Raw genomic sequence first — 14,601 nt, 5'->3', positions numbered from 1 at the left:
GGCCTTCCCGGGACACTGGCCAGCCGCTGCCAGCCCAACCACCCAATAGACAGCCCCGAAGGCATTCGTGCGGCCATTTACGAAGGCCTTTCCTATGGTTCCGGTGACAGCGTCATCGGTATCAACCCGGTGGATGACAGTCTGAGCAGTGTGGCGCGGCTGCTCGACATGACCTACGACATCATCGGTACCTGGCAGATCCCCACCCAGAACTGCCTGCTTTCCCACGTCACCACCCAGATGCAGGCCATGAAAAAGGGGGCGCCGGTCGGCCTGGTGTTCCAGAGTCTGTCCGGTTCGCAATCGGGCAACGAAAGTTTCGGCATTGATGTGGGCATGCTGGATGAAGCCTATGCACTGGCCCAAAAATACTGCTGGCCAACAGGCCCCAACTACATGTACTTTGAGTCGGGTCAAGGCTCCGCGCTTTCGGCCGATGCCCACAACGGCTGGGATCAGCTCACCCTGGAAGCCCGGATTTACGGATTGGCCAAACGATGGAAGCCTTATCAGGTCAACACCGTTGTGGGGTTTATCGGTCCTGAATATTTGTACGACGCCATTCAGATCACCCGGGCCGGCCTGGAGGATCACTTTATGGGCAAGCTGACCGGCATCCCCATGGGCTGCGACGCCTGCTATACCAACCACGCCCGTGCTACCCAGAATGACATTGAAAATCTGGCGGTACTGCTGACTGCCGCCGGCTGCAACTATTTCATGGGGGTGCCCATGGGCGACGATGCCATGCTGGCCTACCAGTGCACCAGCTTTCACGACGCCCCCTCGCTGCGGCAAACATTGGGATTGCGTCCATTGCCTGAGTTTGAAGCGTGGATGGAGGACCTGGGTCTCATAAAAAACGGCGTGCTTACCGACAAGGCCGGTGATCCGTCATTTTTCCTGAGCAGATAATTTACACCTAAATCACAATAGCCAAGAACCAAATGACAAATAAATAACAATGACCAAAATTCCAAACCTTATGATCTTGAAGAAAACACATTCCAATTCGCTAAAGCATTAGGGTTTTTGGTAAAGACATTGCCAGAAACAATGGCAATTATCGATGATGGCAAACCATAGCTGGTTTTTTCCCTTGTTTGAAATTTGGATATTGTGATTTGAAATTTATTTGAGATTTGGTGCTTACGATTTGTTGTTTCCGGTTTATCCGGGTTAGGATACAGACAATGCAAGAACCGGACATCCAAACCATCGTACAGGCCGTATTGGCAGAGATCCAAAACGCCACAGGGGCATCGGGTGATGCCGATCGACCCACCGGCGCGACCGATTCAGATGGCCCGCAGATCGATTTGGACGACCCCACCCTTCCGGCGGCCCGCCAACGGCCCGGAATTGAACGGCCGATCAACCCGGATGGCCTGCGTGCCCTGATGGCAGCCACACCCGCCCGCATCGGGGTGGGCCGAAGCGGACCGCGACCGCGAACGGCGGCCAATCTGCTGTTTCTGGCTGACCATGGCGTCACCCAGGACGCCTTGATGCACGAGGTCGACGCCGATCTGTTGGAGGAACTGGGACTCTTTTCCGTCGAGAGCATGGCTGCGGACCGGCAGACCTATCTGAAGCGGCCTGACCTGGGCCGCAAGCTGACCGAAGCGGCCAAGGCGGTTTTGCGCGATCGCTGCACCAAAAATCCCGACGTGCAGGTTTTTGTCGGTGATGGGCTGAGCGGCGCGGCCATCGATCACAACCTGCGGCAGATCATGCCCGTGCTTCAACAGGGCCTGAACAGCGCCGGGCTGTCCCTGGGCACCCCGTTTTTCGTTAAAAACGCCCGGGTCGGACTGCTCAACGACGTGAACGACATTGTCGACGCCAAAGTTTGCGCCATTCTGATCGGAGAACGACCGGGCCTTGCCCGGGCCCAGAGCATGAGCATATACTTGGGATTCCGTCCCCGGCCGGACTCGACCGACGCCAACCGGGACGCGATCTGCAACATTTATGAGGGCGGACTCAACCCATTGGAGGCCGGCGCCCATGCCGTCCAGCTCATCCAGAAAATGATCAGGGATCGGGCCAGCGGGGTGGAACTCAAACTGGTGTAACGTGTCCGTCCACAAACAGCGTCTCTTGGCCCAGGCCGGCGTTCTCGATCCTTTGAGATCCTCGACGTAGCGGTGCTACGCCTCCGGTCTCAAAGTCTCTGCGGCCTTGGCGTGTCGCAGATCCCGCAACGCGGGGAACCAAGATCCACCACTTGTGGACAGACACACTGAATGAATCAACGGAAGCATTGATTGCGGGAAAACCCTTATGGCCATCATGGATCCGATAAAACCGCAGATATTGTCGGCCAGGATTATCCCCAATGTCGACCGCGGCTTGGCGCACAAATTGAAACTGCGTCCGGACCAGCGCAGTTTGGGGCTGATCACCTGCACCATCGACGACGCGCTGTACGTTTCCATCGACGAAGGCACTAAAATGGCTGACGTGGACGTCGTATATGCCAAATCGTTCTACGCCGGTGCAGCCCATGCCTCCGGTCCGCTGTCCGGCGAGATCATCGCCATTTTCGCCGGACCGGATCCGGCCGAGGTGCGTGCGGCCCTGACCGCAACCCAGACCTTTGCTGAAAACGAAGCCTGGTTTTACGCCGCCGATGAAACAGGGGCCAATGCGTTTTTCGCCCACACGATCTCCCGCACCGGCTCCTATCTGTCCCAGTTAGCCGGAGTTCCCATGGGAGAGTCATTGAGCTATCTGATCGCCTGCCCCTTGGAGGCAACCGTCGGTCTTGACGCGGCCCTGAAAGCCGCCGATGTGGAAATGAAGGTCTGGTTCGAACCGCCATCGGAAACCAACTTTTCCGGTGGATTGCTGACCGGCAGTCAGAGCGCCTGCAAAGCCGCCTGCGAGGCGTTCCGCGATGCAGTGATAGATGTCGCCAACAACCCGATTGGGCTGTAGATGTTCAGGTAAATAGCAAGGAGAAGGAATGACTGAAGGATTCGATAAAGACCTGAGATCGATCCAGGAAGCACGCAGGCTGATCGAAGGCAGTTTTGCGGCGCAGGAAAAATTTATCGATTTCAGCCAGGAACAGGTCGATCGGATCTGCCAGGCTATGGCCGATGCGGCCTATCAGGCGGCGGAGCGGTTGGGACGCATGGCGACCGAAGAGACCAGCTTTGGCGTACCCCGGCACAAGACGCTGAAAAACCAACTGGCCAGCCGGGGTGTATGGGAATCCATCAAAGATATCAAAACAGTCGGCGTGATCCGTGAGGACAAGGCCAAAGGCATTGTCGAAATCGGCTGGCCCATGGGGGTGGTGGCGGCGCTGAGCCCAAGCACCAACCCCACGTCCACCCACATCCATAACACCCTGATTGCGATAAAAGCCCGCAACGGCATCGTCAACGCCCCGCATCCGTCGTCCTGGCGATGTTGCCTGGAGGCCACACGGGTGATGGTGGACGCCGGCGAGGCGGCGGGTATGCCGTCGGGCCTGGTGAGTTGCATGTCAAAAATTACTCTCCCCGGCACCCAGGAGTTGATGCGGCACGAAAAAACCGCCGTTATCCTGGCTACGGGTGGTTCAGACATGGTTCGGGCGGCCCACAGCATGGGCAAGCCGGCCTATGGCGTCGGTCCCGGCAACGTACCCTGCTACGTCGATCGCAGCGCCGACATCAAAACAGCGGCGACCATGATCGTGTCCAGCAAATCCTTTGACAATTCGGTGATTTGCGCCACAGAACAGGCCGTGGTGGCAGACCGCCCCATTGCGGCTGACTTGCGCGCCGAAATGGAGCGCCTGGGCGCCTATTTCGTAAATGCGACCCAGGCTGCGGCGCTGAGCCGCTTGCTGTTCTTTGCCAATGGCGCCATCAATCCTAAAAGTGTGGGCCAGACGCCCCAATCGCTGGCTCGAATGGCAGATATCCGCATCCCCGAAGGCGCCCGCATTCTAGTCGCCCCTTTAAGCCGGGTGGGCGTTGACGAACCGCTCTCCGGTGAAAAACTAACCACGGTGCTGGGCTGGTACGAAGTCGATGGTTGGCAGGCGGGCTGTGAACGCAGCATGGAAATGATCCGCTTCGGGGGGCGGGGGCATAGCCTGGTCATCCATGCCGCCGATGAAGGTGTGGTCATGGAATTCGGTCTCAAAAAACCGGTGTTTCGCCTTCTGGTGAACACCATGGGAACTCTGGGATCGGTGGGGGTGACCACCGGGCTGATGCCTGCCTTGACCCTGGGATCGGGAGGAATCGGCGGCGCCATCAGCGGCGATAACATTACCACCACCCACCTGCTCAACGTCAAACGGCTAGCTTACCAGATAAAATCCCCACCGGCCCTGGCAATGGTTGGCGCAGCGCCGGTTCAATCCGCTGCGAATGATCTGGATCCGGCTGAATTAACGGCCATTGTCCGGGCGGTGATTGAGGAATTGGTCCGGCATGGAGAGTAGACATGACTAAAAAAAATATAACCAACGCCACAAAACAAAAGGAGACGCTCACGATGGTTGACATTCAAATGATTGCTCTGGGAATGGTCGAAAGCAAAGGTCTGGTCGGCGCCATTGAGGCAGCGGACGCCATGGTCAAGGCTGCAAACGTTCATCTCATCGGCAGCGAGTACATCGGGGGCGGATTCGTCACCGTTATGGTACGCGGCGACGTGGGGGCGGTCAAAGCGGCCACCGACGCCGGTGCGGCGGCTGCCAAGCGCGTGGGCGAACTGGTCTCTGTTCACGTGATCCCGCGTCCCCACAGCGATGTGGAGATCATCCTGCCCAAGGAAACCAAAGGCGGCTTTGGAAGAAAGGCCTAACGCGTCTTAGATCCCAATTTGCATTCAAGATGATGCAAAGGCGGCAAGGAGGCCACGTAGACAGTCGCATGGCGTATTTCAAAGAACCTCCCACGCAGCCACAATGCAGATAGCGCTTGAATACGAACTGGCATAAATACAGGCAATAGGGGACACCAGTATGGGCCAATTTTTCACGGCGGCCGATATCCGAAGCCTTGCCAAAGCGGAAGGCTGTCAGTATTTACTGCTGGCTCCGGATGACCGAATCACATCCGAAGCCATGGACGTCGCCAGAAGCCTGGGGATGCGGATCCACCGTGAAGGAGACCTGTTGGACGGTCAGTCGTTGCCGCCGCTGATTAGCAAGCACGCCCGCTCCGGGAGCCCCATAACGCTGGTTAAAGCCGATTCAGTTCGCCTGAAACCGTTTGCCGTTGACGTTGGCCGGCCGGAGATGAACATCCAGCTCGCAGACGTGATCACCGGTGCCCACGGCTCTCCCATGGCAGCCGGGTTCATGACCTGGGAAAAGGGTTCTTTTCCGTGGTCCCTGGATTATGACGAGATCGACTTCGTCATTGACGGTCAACTGGAAATTCGTATGGGCAGCCAGGTTGTGCTCGGCAACCCGGGTGATGTGATTCACATTCCCAGGGGCAGCAGCATTTTTTTTGGTTCCCCTAGCTTTGCCCGGGTCTTTTATGTTACTTTCCCGGCCGACTGGGAGACGCAATAATCCATTGACAGCGGATAAACCCGCCTGCAGGAAAGCAGGCGCTTTGGAGCAAACGGCTTGAATCCGACACTCGACACATTTTTAGCCAACGCCTATGCGGTCATGCAAGGCGACCCTATTCAACCGACGGGTGATCGCGCTCAGCCCCCGACCGCATCGCTGCAAGACGTCCGCCAGAAGGATAACGATCCTCCGTCCCATCCGAATGCGGCGGAAGATGCCCTTTTCCGGGATGGACCGGCACCCCGGGTCCACGTCGGCGTTGACCTGGGTACGGCATACACGGTGCTGGTCGTGCTCGATGAGCACCTTCAGCCGCTGGCAGGCGAGTATCGCTTTGCTCAAATTGTCCGCGATGGGCTGGTGGTCGATTTTCACGGCGCGATCAGCCTGCTTCAGGAATTGAAGCGCAACGTCGAAAAGCGGATTGGCTTCGATCTGACCTCGGCGGCGACCACCTTCCCACCGGGAGTCTCACCCAACGAGGTCATGGCCACCCAGCACGTTGTCCGGGCGGCCGGTTTCGAGTGCGAGCAGACCATTGACGAACCCACCGCAGCCAATGCCGTGCTGCAAGTCAAAAACGGTGCGGTAGTCGATGTCGGCGGTGGAACTACGGGCATTGCCATCTTCCGGGAAGGCAAGGTTGTATACACGGCCGATGAGCCGACCGGTGGCACGCACTTGTCCCTGGTCGTTGCCGGAGCCCTTGGAATTGAATTCGAAGAAGCGGAGAAAATCAAGAAAATGGCCGACAATTACCAGCGGCTCTTTCCGATGGTGAGGCCAGTAATGGAGAAGGTCGGAACCATCGTGGCCCGGCACGTGGCGGCGTATGCGGTGGAGACCATTTATCTGGTTGGCGGCACAGCCTGTTTTCCCGGCATCGACAAGGTGGTCGAAGAAGTGACCGGTATCCGGACGGTCATCCCCGGCTTCCCCCTGTTTGTGACGCCACTCGGCACAGCGATGTATAATATTTGAGAATAAGAAGAGGTTAATTATGGCCGATGAATTTCAATTGCGCGTTTATTGTTACCTGGACCGAACCCAACCCCAATACGCCTCCTTTGTGGGCACCGTCACCCAGGGTGACCTGATGGTGGAAGGCATGGCCTCTTTGTATATCGAAGTGGCCCCCGGCAACGAGGTCTTCCGCCTGGTGGACATCGCTGTCAAGGCGACCGAAGCCCGTCCCGGCGCCCAGGTCGTGGAGCGGGAATTCGGTATGTTCGAAATCCACTCCCACTCCCAGCAGGCCGTGATCGAGGCCGGCGCCATGGTGCTGGCTCGGCTGGAACTGGAAGAAACCGGACGGGTGAAACCGTTTGTGGCGTCGGTTCAACTCATTACCAATGTGGATCCCTACCAGGCACAACTGCTCAACCGTTTCCGAAGGGGCAGTATGCTCGTGGCCGGCGAAACCCTGCTGGTGCTCGAGGTGGCTCCGGCGGCCTATATCAACATCGCCGCCAACGAGGCGGAGAAGCGGGCCAACATAAAATTGATTCACATCACATCCGTCGGCCGTTTCGGCCGCATGTGGATGTGCGGCACCGAGTCCGAGATGGTCACTGCCAAAATGGCCGCCATTGCCGCCATCGAAGGTATTCAGGGACGAAAAGGATAGGCAAGCAGCCTCGTTTATCGTCTGGAAAGTTAAATTGCCGGCGATTTCATAGGGAGCAAAGCATGAAACAATTCTACACCGTGCGGGACATTGAAGATATGCATGCGGCCGGCGTGGTCGACATTGAAACCCACGATGACGTGGTGCTGACCGACGTGGCCCGTGAAAAAGCCATTGCTCTGGGCATGCACCTGAACCCGGTTGAACCAACCAACGATGGCCACCAGGGGCCGGGGCTGCCCCGCATGGCCGTTGCCACCGGGACAGCGAACCCGCCCCCCGGCGCAGGGTTGAACCCGACCGCTGCACCATCGGGGCCGCCCGCCGGGTCCCAGGCAACCATTGGTGCCGCCCCCACCGAACGGGTCATGAAGATCAAAACGGCGGTCGTGGCCCGGTTGGGCACCGACAAATACAATGAATTGCTGGACAAAATTATCCCCCAGGTGATGTCTCAATTCAAAAAATAGGCGTTGCGTAGGTGACGCATGGCCCATCGAACACCGAGTTTCTGAGCCACAACCCATTTAAGGGTTACGCCGATCGCTTCAGAAAAACCAGCCCGCACAAGTCAACCGAAACAATAGTGTTTTCAGCCCCCTGCTAACCGACAATGGGAAAAATGGGAGGAGACCATGTCAAACCAAATCTTCAAACGGATGGGTGACTATCAGCTCAACGCCGTGCCGGACGTGCCGGACATTCGGGATCGATATTACGACCCCGCGCTGATTCCCCTGAAGCGACAGATCGATCCGCCCGAGGGATTGATTATCCGGAATCAGGGACAGGAAGGCGCCTGCACCGGCTTTGGCCTGGCAGCCGTGATCAACTACCTGAAATGTCCGCCCGATGCCCAAAGCGGTGCCAGTCCCCGAATGCTTTACGAGATGGCCAAACGGTTCGATGAATGGGAAGGGGAGGACTACTCGGGATCCAGCTGCCGGGGGGCCATTCGGGGGTGGTATCACAACGGTGTGTGCCTGGAGAAGAACTGGGCATATTCCTCCAAAAAACCGGACCACCTGTCACCTGCCCGCGCCAAGAAAGCGCGGGAAACAACGGTCGGTGCCTACTATCGCCTGCGACCCCATATTGTGGATTATCACTATGCGCTCAACGAAGCAGGGGCCCTCTACGTATCCGCCCGTGTGCACAAGGGGTGGCAGGCGCCGAAAAAGGGGCGAATCCAGCCTAAGGGCCCAATCATCGGCGGTCATGCCTTTGCGGTGGTGGGCTATAACAAAGAGGGGTTCTGGGTACAGAACTCCTGGGGAGACACCTGGGGCGATCACGGGCTGGCATTATGGGGCTATGAGGACTGGCAGCACCACGTTCAGGATGCATGGGTCGTCACCCTGGCCTGCCCCACACCGTCTATTTTCCCGGGAGTCGCCAGGATCGGTCTCACCCCGAAAAAAGATGCCCTGTTCGGCAAGGATCCAACCCGATCCCAAATCGCCGGGCATTTTGTTCATCTGGATGACGGTCGGTTTAACACCACCGGCAAATACGCATCTACGCTGGCAGACACCCTGGAAACCACCGGGCATCTCAAGAAGATCGATCGCTACGCGCACATTCTGCTTTACGCCCACGGGGGGCTCAACAGCACCGGTGCCGCTGCACGGCGCATCGCCGCCATGAAGGACACCTTCAAGGAAAACGGCATCTATCCCTATCATTTCATGTACGATACGGGCCTGCTGGAAGAGATCAAGGATGTGGTGCTTCGCCGCAAAACCGAAACCGTGGATCGGGCCGAAGGCATCACGGATGTGTCCGACTGGCTCATCGAGAAAGCCACCCGCGTTCCCGGACGGGCCCTGTGGCGGGAGATGAAATTCGGGGCGAAAAAACCGTTTGGTGCCGGGGGCGACGGCCGCAAGGTGGCCAAAGCCTTTATCGATGTCATCAAGAAAACGACTTATCCCCGCCAATTGCACGTGGTTGGCCACAGCACCGGAGCCATTCTGATGGCCTGGCTGCTCAGGGAACTGAAACGGGCCAAAGCCCCCTTTCGGGTGGCCTCTTGCTCGCTGATGGCTCCGGCTGCAACACTGGAGCTCTACCAGACCCATTTTGCACCGCTGCTCAACGGATCCGGCTTCGGGATAGACGACTTCGGTGTCTATAATCTCAGCGAGGCGCTGGAACTGGACGACCAGGTGGGTGGGATCTACCGTAAATCACTGCTTTATCTGGTCTCCCATGCGTTTGAGGAAGAAAAGCGGCCCAAACCCATACTGGGAATGATGCAGTATGCCGGCCATGCGACGGACCTGCCCGCCAAATCCGTTTTTGTCAGCCGGGGTGAGCCGCCTGAGGGTGTCGTGGTTCCTACGGCCAGCATCAGCCATGGGGGTTTTGACAATGATCCGGCAACCATGAACCACATTCTGGGCCGCGTACTGAAGACCAAGCCCAAAAAGCCGTTCACAACCGAATCCCTCAAGTATTAGCCGGATCCAGAGGTGGTGGTGCGAATCCATTTCCACCGCTGCCGCATCCAGGGGTAAGGAAAAGTCCGAAACATGGCCATCATGAAGCAGGTTTACGGCATGCGGTAAACCATGGCGTTGATGTTCATCCCCGCACCCACGGAAGCGAAGACGACCACCTCCCCTGAATCCAGTCGATGGCCCTCCAGCTTCTCTTTCAGGAGCAGGTCCAACAGGGTGGGAACGGTGGCCACGGAGCTGTTGCCGGCCCAATCGATGATCATGGGCATGACGCCTTCGGGGACAGGTTCGACGCCGCAGAGCTGAAACAGCCGTTTGAGGATGGCTTCGTCCATTTTGGCGTTGGCCTGGTGCATCAGGATCTTGCTGACTTCCCCAAGCATCAGCCCGGCCTTGTCCAGGGACTGCTTCACCACAAGGGGAACGGTTTTAAGGGCATACCTGTATATGTCGTGCCCATCCATTTTGATGAACAGCTCATCGCCCTTTCGATCCGGGTGGTAGGATTTGCCCAACCGCAGCATCCAGACCTTTTCAAGCGTGTCGGTCCGGGTGATGTGGGACAGGATGCCCCCTTTATCGTTCGAGGCTTCCAAAACGGCGGCTCCCGCGCCATCGGCAAAGATCATGCAGTCCACATCGTGAGGATCCGAGACCCGCGAGAGGATTTCGGCCCCGACCACCAGCACCCGTCGGGCATCTCCCGAACGGATGTAGTAGTCGGCCATGATCATGCCCTGGAGCCAGCCGGGACAGCCGAAGGGGATGTCGTAGGCCACGGTATAGGGGTTTTCGATTTTAAGCCGGTGTTTGACCCGCGAGGCGATGGTGGGCACCATGTCGGTACGCAGGTTGCCGCAGCGGACGTCACCGAAGTTCTGAGCCACGATAATGTAATCCAGGCTCTCCCTGTCGATGCCTTCCAGCGCCTGGACGGACGCCTCGTAGGCGATGTCGGTAGTGGTCAGCGCGTCGCTGACATAGCGCCGCTCCCGGATGCCGGTGATGCTGTAAAGTTTCTCAATGATCTCCGGATTGGGCTTTTCCAGCCGCACCCCGTCCGACCCGAAAAACTCGTTTTTAAGAAAGTGGGTATTGGGTATGATCTCGGATGGGATAAAGCATCCGGTGGATATGATTTTCGAATTGGGCATTTTCCCCCCGTCTCGTTTTTATTGGCGGGTTAATAAAACCTAAACTGCGATTGTCGAGCTTGGCGCAGATACAAGGAAGATGCCTTTCCGCTATAGTCGCCTATGCGGGAAGGCATCTGACGCCGTAGATGTGGTGATCCTCCTGAGGCGGATAAAGATCGTCAATCCCAACGGGTTTCACATTTTTCAGGATCGTTTACGGAATTATTCAATTAAATGAACACCATCTATCATCCGAAAAAATTTAAAACGCTCAGTTTGGGTTAAAGGAAAATGGATTAATGTTCAAGTATTTAAAAGGTAACCCAAACAGCAAAACGATGTCAATAAAACCTGAGAATAACCACGCGGGGATGACACCGAATAAGGATCTTCGATGTTTACGATTTCATCAACATTTTACGCCAAACCATATTATGCCGATCCGGTCGGTCCGGTACCATGTAAAAAGACCCGTGCAGTATCGCTTTTTTGCTTGCCAGGCCGCCTTATCATGTTCATTATTTCTTTAATGAAAACAAAATAGGCATCCAAAACCGTACGAGGCAATTATGGAATTTCTCTACCTGTCCCCGGAATTTCCTCCCAACTTCGCCAATTTCATTTTACAATTGGACAAGCAAGGGGCCAATGTGTGGGCACTGGGTGAGTCCGATTTCTACGACATGCCGGAGCGCCTCCGAAACGCCATTCGATATTACGTACGAGCCGATCTGACTTCAACTGAAACGGTGGAACGGGCACTGGAGGAACTCCTCTACGCCAAAGCAGCCATGGGTTCGCCAAATCGTTTTGATGTGGTGGAGTCCCACAACGAAATCTGGCTGGGCCTGGAGGCCCATATCAACCGGATTCTGAACATCCCGGGAATCCGCCCCGAGGATTTGGATCGACTGAAAAAAAAGTCGGCCATGAAGCGGCAGTTCACGGCCTGCGGCCTGACCACCGCCAGAGGGGAACGATTGAAAGACGCGGCTCACGGACTCGAATTGGCCGGGGAAATCGGTTTCCCGCTGATCTTGAAGCCCGACGAAGGGGTGGGTGCCGGCCGTATCCACAAGGTGACCGATCCGGCCCAGCTCGAAAATTTGCTGCCCGCACTGGGCCCGGAGTATTTCATGGAGGCATTTGTGGATGCCCCCATCGTCAGCTACGACGGGCTGGTGGACTGTGACGGCAGGTTGCTGTTCGAAAACTCCCTGACTTACGGGGACGGCGTGCTGGACTATGTTCACGGAAAGGACACCTTTTTTTATGTGGAACGCCGCATCCCTGAGCCGCTGGTGAAGGTCGGCCGGCAGTTGGTGAAAAGTTTCGACATCCATCGCAAATTTTTCCACTTCGAGTTCTTTTTCGTAGACGGCACATACATGCCCATCGAAATCAATTGCCGCCCGCCCGGCGGGGCCATTCTTGACATGATGAACTACAGCGTCGATGATGACCTTTATGCCGCCTATGCCCGCATGATCACCTTACAGGAGCGGGTGACCGTGGCAGCCAAAAAAAGATTTTACTGCGCATACGTGGGCCGCCGGAACCGGGATTACCGCTTCACCCACAGCCAGCTGCGGCAGCGCCTGGGGGATGCGCTTGTCGAATTCGGCGAAAATCCGAAAATTTTTCAAGAAGCCATGAGCCGGTATCGCTACATCATCCGGTCACCAAACCGGGAGCGGCTGTTGAAGATGGCCGGAGATATTCAGCGAACAAAGGATTCAATATGAATGTAGTCTATCTGTCCCCCCATTTTCCGCACCACTACCATCAATTCTGCAAAAACCTGAAGCAGCTGGGTGCCAACGTGCTGGGCATCGGCGACGCGACCAGTGAAGAGCTGGACCCGGTGGTGAAAGACGCGCTCACCGAGTACTACCGGATGACGGACATGCACGACTACGACCAGCTGGTTCGCGCCTGCGGGTACTACACCCATCGTTACGGCAAAATCGATCGATTTGAATCTCTAAACGAATACTGGCTGGCCACCGAAGCGCGCATCCGCGACGATTTTAACATCACCGGTGTGCGGGGCCGCGACATCGACGTCATCAAACGCAAATCTCTGATGAAAGGGCGCTTTCAGTCCGCCGGGATCCCAGTGGCAGCCGGCCGGGTGGTCTCCACCCGTCAAGAGGCCCGCGGACTGATCAAAATAATCGGATATCCGGTGGTAGCCAAACCGGATGCCGGGGTCGGGGCGCAGGACACTTACCGTCTGGACAGCGATGCGGATCTGGATGAATTCTTTTCCGCCAGGCCGGAACTGGACATCATCATGGAGGCCTTCGTCCAAGGCACCATTGTCTCTTTCGACGGCCTGGCCGATGCCAACGGCGACCTGGTGTTTTATACCGGACACCGGTTCAGCCAGGGCATCATGGAAACCGTGAACCAGGCCCGGCACATCCACTACACCTCCCTGCGCGATATACCAAAGGCCTTAGAGAAGGTGGGGCGTCAGTGCGTAAAGGCCTTCGACGTGCGGGAGCGTTTCTTCCATATCGAGTTTTTCGAAACCGACCCGGGTAAATATGTGGCCCTGGAAGTCAACATGCGTCCGCCGGGAGGATTCACCACGGATATGTTCAATTTTGCCTGCGATATCGACGTTTATCGCCTATGGGCACAGGTAATGATGAAGAAGCTGACCCCGCTGACATACCAACGCAAATATCACTGCTGCTACGCTAGCCGCAAAAACCGGTACGCCTACGCCAACAGCCATGAGGCGATAATGGCCCGGTTCGGCACATTCATGGTCCAGGCAGCCAGCGTACCGGGGGTTTTCAGCAGCGCCCTGGGGGACTTCGGCTACATTTTCCGCTCCCCGGACCTGGAGCAGATCGAAGAGATCGTCCGCTATATCCACGCCACTGAATGAGGAAGGCCCATGCATATCGAACAACACCACTGGCACAGCCCCCACCTCGAACGCGATATGGTGGTAAAGATCTACGGGCACTATGGACAGCCATTTATTGTCTTTCCCAGTTCCCGTGGACGCTATTTCGACTATGAAGGCATGGGCATGGTGGCCGCCATCGCCCCGTTCATCGACGGCGGCCGCATCAAGCTGTTCTGCGTGGACAGTATAGACGCACACTCCTGGTACGATTTTTCGGTGCCGCCGGCCGAACGGAATTCCCGCCATGAGCAATATGACCAGTACGTCACTGCGGAAGTGGTCCCATTCGTGCGCATCCACTGCAACGATGACCACCTGATGATAATGACCAACGGATGCAGCATGGGCGCCTATCATGCCGTCAATTTCTTTCTCCGGCATCCGGACCTGTTTACCGGTGCCATCGCCCTGAGCGGCCTATACCGGCTGGACCGCCAGGAATTCGGCAACGCTGCCGATGACATGGCGTCCGTCTACTACAACTCACCGGTGAACTACCTGTCGGAACTCTCGGATCCCCAGGTATGTGGATCGCTATCGTGAGCGGTCGATCATCATATCTGTGGGCCAGGGCCCCTGGGAAGATGAGGCCCTTGAAGATACCCGTGCTCTGGACCATATTTTCAGGGACAAGGGAATTGATGCCTGGATCGACTACTGAGGCCACGATGTCAACCACGACTGGCCATGGTGGTATAAGCAGATGAACTAGTGTCCGTCCAGAAATGAGGAATTTTGGTCAAGATCAAGGCATGCGAAAAATTTTACCGCAAGTATATGGTTGATATTCCGAGGATAAAATTTTGAACATAACGCAGATATTGGGCAAGATAACCGTTTCTGGATGGGCACTAACTCTTTTCTGGGTCAACTCTACGGGTAAAACCTTCGCTGAATGCCGATGCATAGGGGCA

At 56.7% G+C, this 14,601-nt stretch carries 15 protein-coding genes; 14 read left to right on the top strand and 1 reads right to left on the bottom strand.

What is annotated here, in order from left to right:
• From eutB to QNK41_RS09650, 10 genes are all read left to right on the top strand, one after another.
• Window positions 1-915, top strand: a 915-nt coding sequence (gene eutB / locus QNK41_RS09695) for an ethanolamine ammonia-lyase subunit EutB (protein ID WP_319256179.1), incomplete at its 5' end; no start/stop codon positions are given.
• Between the two features lie 278 nt (window positions 916-1,193).
• Window positions 1,194-2,078: an ethanolamine ammonia-lyase subunit EutC gene (gene eutC / locus QNK41_RS09690; protein ID WP_319256177.1), complete on the top strand. Its 885-nt coding sequence runs from the start codon at window positions 1,194-1,196 to the stop codon at window positions 2,076-2,078.
• A gap of 208 nt (window positions 2,079-2,286) precedes the next feature.
• Window positions 2,287-2,943, top strand: a complete 657-nt coding sequence (gene eutL, locus QNK41_RS09685; RefSeq protein WP_319256175.1) for an ethanolamine utilization microcompartment protein EutL — start codon at window positions 2,287-2,289, stop codon at window positions 2,941-2,943.
• A gap of 28 nt (window positions 2,944-2,971) precedes the next feature.
• Window positions 2,972-4,450 (top strand): aldehyde dehydrogenase family protein, encoded by a 1,479-nt coding sequence (locus QNK41_RS09680; protein ID WP_319256173.1) that lies wholly within the window; start codon window positions 2,972-2,974, stop codon window positions 4,448-4,450.
• A 62-nt stretch (window positions 4,451-4,512) separates the two neighbouring features.
• Complete coding sequence (gene eutM / locus QNK41_RS09675; protein WP_319256181.1) at window positions 4,513-4,815, top strand: ethanolamine utilization microcompartment protein EutM; 303 nt, start codon at window positions 4,513-4,515, stop codon at window positions 4,813-4,815.
• A 160-nt stretch (window positions 4,816-4,975) separates the two neighbouring features.
• Entirely contained in the window at window positions 4,976-5,533 is a 558-nt protein-coding gene (locus tag QNK41_RS09670) for a hypothetical protein (RefSeq protein WP_319256171.1), read from the top strand.
• A gap of 57 nt (window positions 5,534-5,590) precedes the next feature.
• On the top strand, window positions 5,591-6,517 hold the full coding sequence (gene eutJ, locus QNK41_RS09665; protein ID WP_319256169.1) for an ethanolamine utilization protein EutJ: 927 nt from the start codon (window positions 5,591-5,593) through the stop codon (window positions 6,515-6,517).
• 19 nt (window positions 6,518-6,536) lie between these two features.
• Complete coding sequence (locus QNK41_RS09660; protein ID WP_319256167.1) at window positions 6,537-7,163, top strand: hypothetical protein; 627 nt, start codon at window positions 6,537-6,539, stop codon at window positions 7,161-7,163.
• Window positions 7,164-7,225: 62 nt separating this feature from the next.
• Complete coding sequence (locus tag QNK41_RS09655) at window positions 7,226-7,633, top strand: hypothetical protein (RefSeq protein ID WP_319256165.1); 408 nt, start codon at window positions 7,226-7,228, stop codon at window positions 7,631-7,633.
• A gap of 165 nt (window positions 7,634-7,798) precedes the next feature.
• Window positions 7,799-9,625 carry a C1 family peptidase gene (locus QNK41_RS09650; protein WP_319256163.1) on the top strand — a complete coding sequence of 609 codons (1,827 nt, stop codon included), beginning with the start codon at window positions 7,799-7,801 and terminating at the stop codon, window positions 9,623-9,625.
• Between the two features lie 92 nt (window positions 9,626-9,717).
• Here QNK41_RS09650 and QNK41_RS09645 read toward each other — a convergent pair whose 3' ends face one another.
• Window positions 9,718-10,779, bottom strand: a complete 1,062-nt coding sequence (locus QNK41_RS09645; protein ID WP_319256161.1) for a 3-oxoacyl-ACP synthase III family protein — start codon at window positions 10,777-10,779, stop codon at window positions 9,718-9,720.
• Between the two features lie 551 nt (window positions 10,780-11,330).
• Here QNK41_RS09645 and QNK41_RS09640 point away from each other — a divergent pair.
• From QNK41_RS09640 to QNK41_RS09625, 4 genes are read left to right on the top strand one after another with little or no spacing between them, the layout of a single operon-like run.
• A complete protein-coding gene (locus tag QNK41_RS09640) occupies window positions 11,331-12,506 on the top strand; it encodes a hypothetical protein (RefSeq protein WP_319256159.1) in 1,176 nt (391 codons plus the stop codon).
• Window positions 12,503-13,663 (top strand): ATP-grasp domain-containing protein, encoded by a 1,161-nt coding sequence (locus tag QNK41_RS09635; RefSeq protein WP_319256157.1) that lies wholly within the window; start codon window positions 12,503-12,505, stop codon window positions 13,661-13,663. The genes QNK41_RS09640 and QNK41_RS09635 overlap by 4 nt, the downstream gene beginning before the upstream one ends.
• Before the next feature lie 9 nt (window positions 13,664-13,672).
• Window positions 13,673-14,230, top strand: a complete 558-nt coding sequence (locus tag QNK41_RS09630; protein WP_319256155.1) for an alpha/beta hydrolase-fold protein — start codon at window positions 13,673-13,675, stop codon at window positions 14,228-14,230.
• Complete coding sequence (locus QNK41_RS09625) at window positions 14,214-14,348, top strand: hypothetical protein (protein WP_319256153.1); 135 nt, start codon at window positions 14,214-14,216, stop codon at window positions 14,346-14,348. The genes QNK41_RS09630 and QNK41_RS09625 overlap by 17 nt, the downstream gene beginning before the upstream one ends.
• The last annotated feature ends 253 nt before the right edge of the window (window positions 14,349-14,601 follow it).

This window comes from Desulfosarcina sp. (genome assembly GCF_033791525.1).
In the GTDB taxonomy this organism is placed as follows: domain Bacteria; phylum Desulfobacterota; class Desulfobacteria; order Desulfobacterales; family Desulfosarcinaceae; genus Desulfosarcina.
Note: the sequence above shows the minus strand (reverse complement) of the source record. Positions and strands in the feature narration are given on the sequence as shown.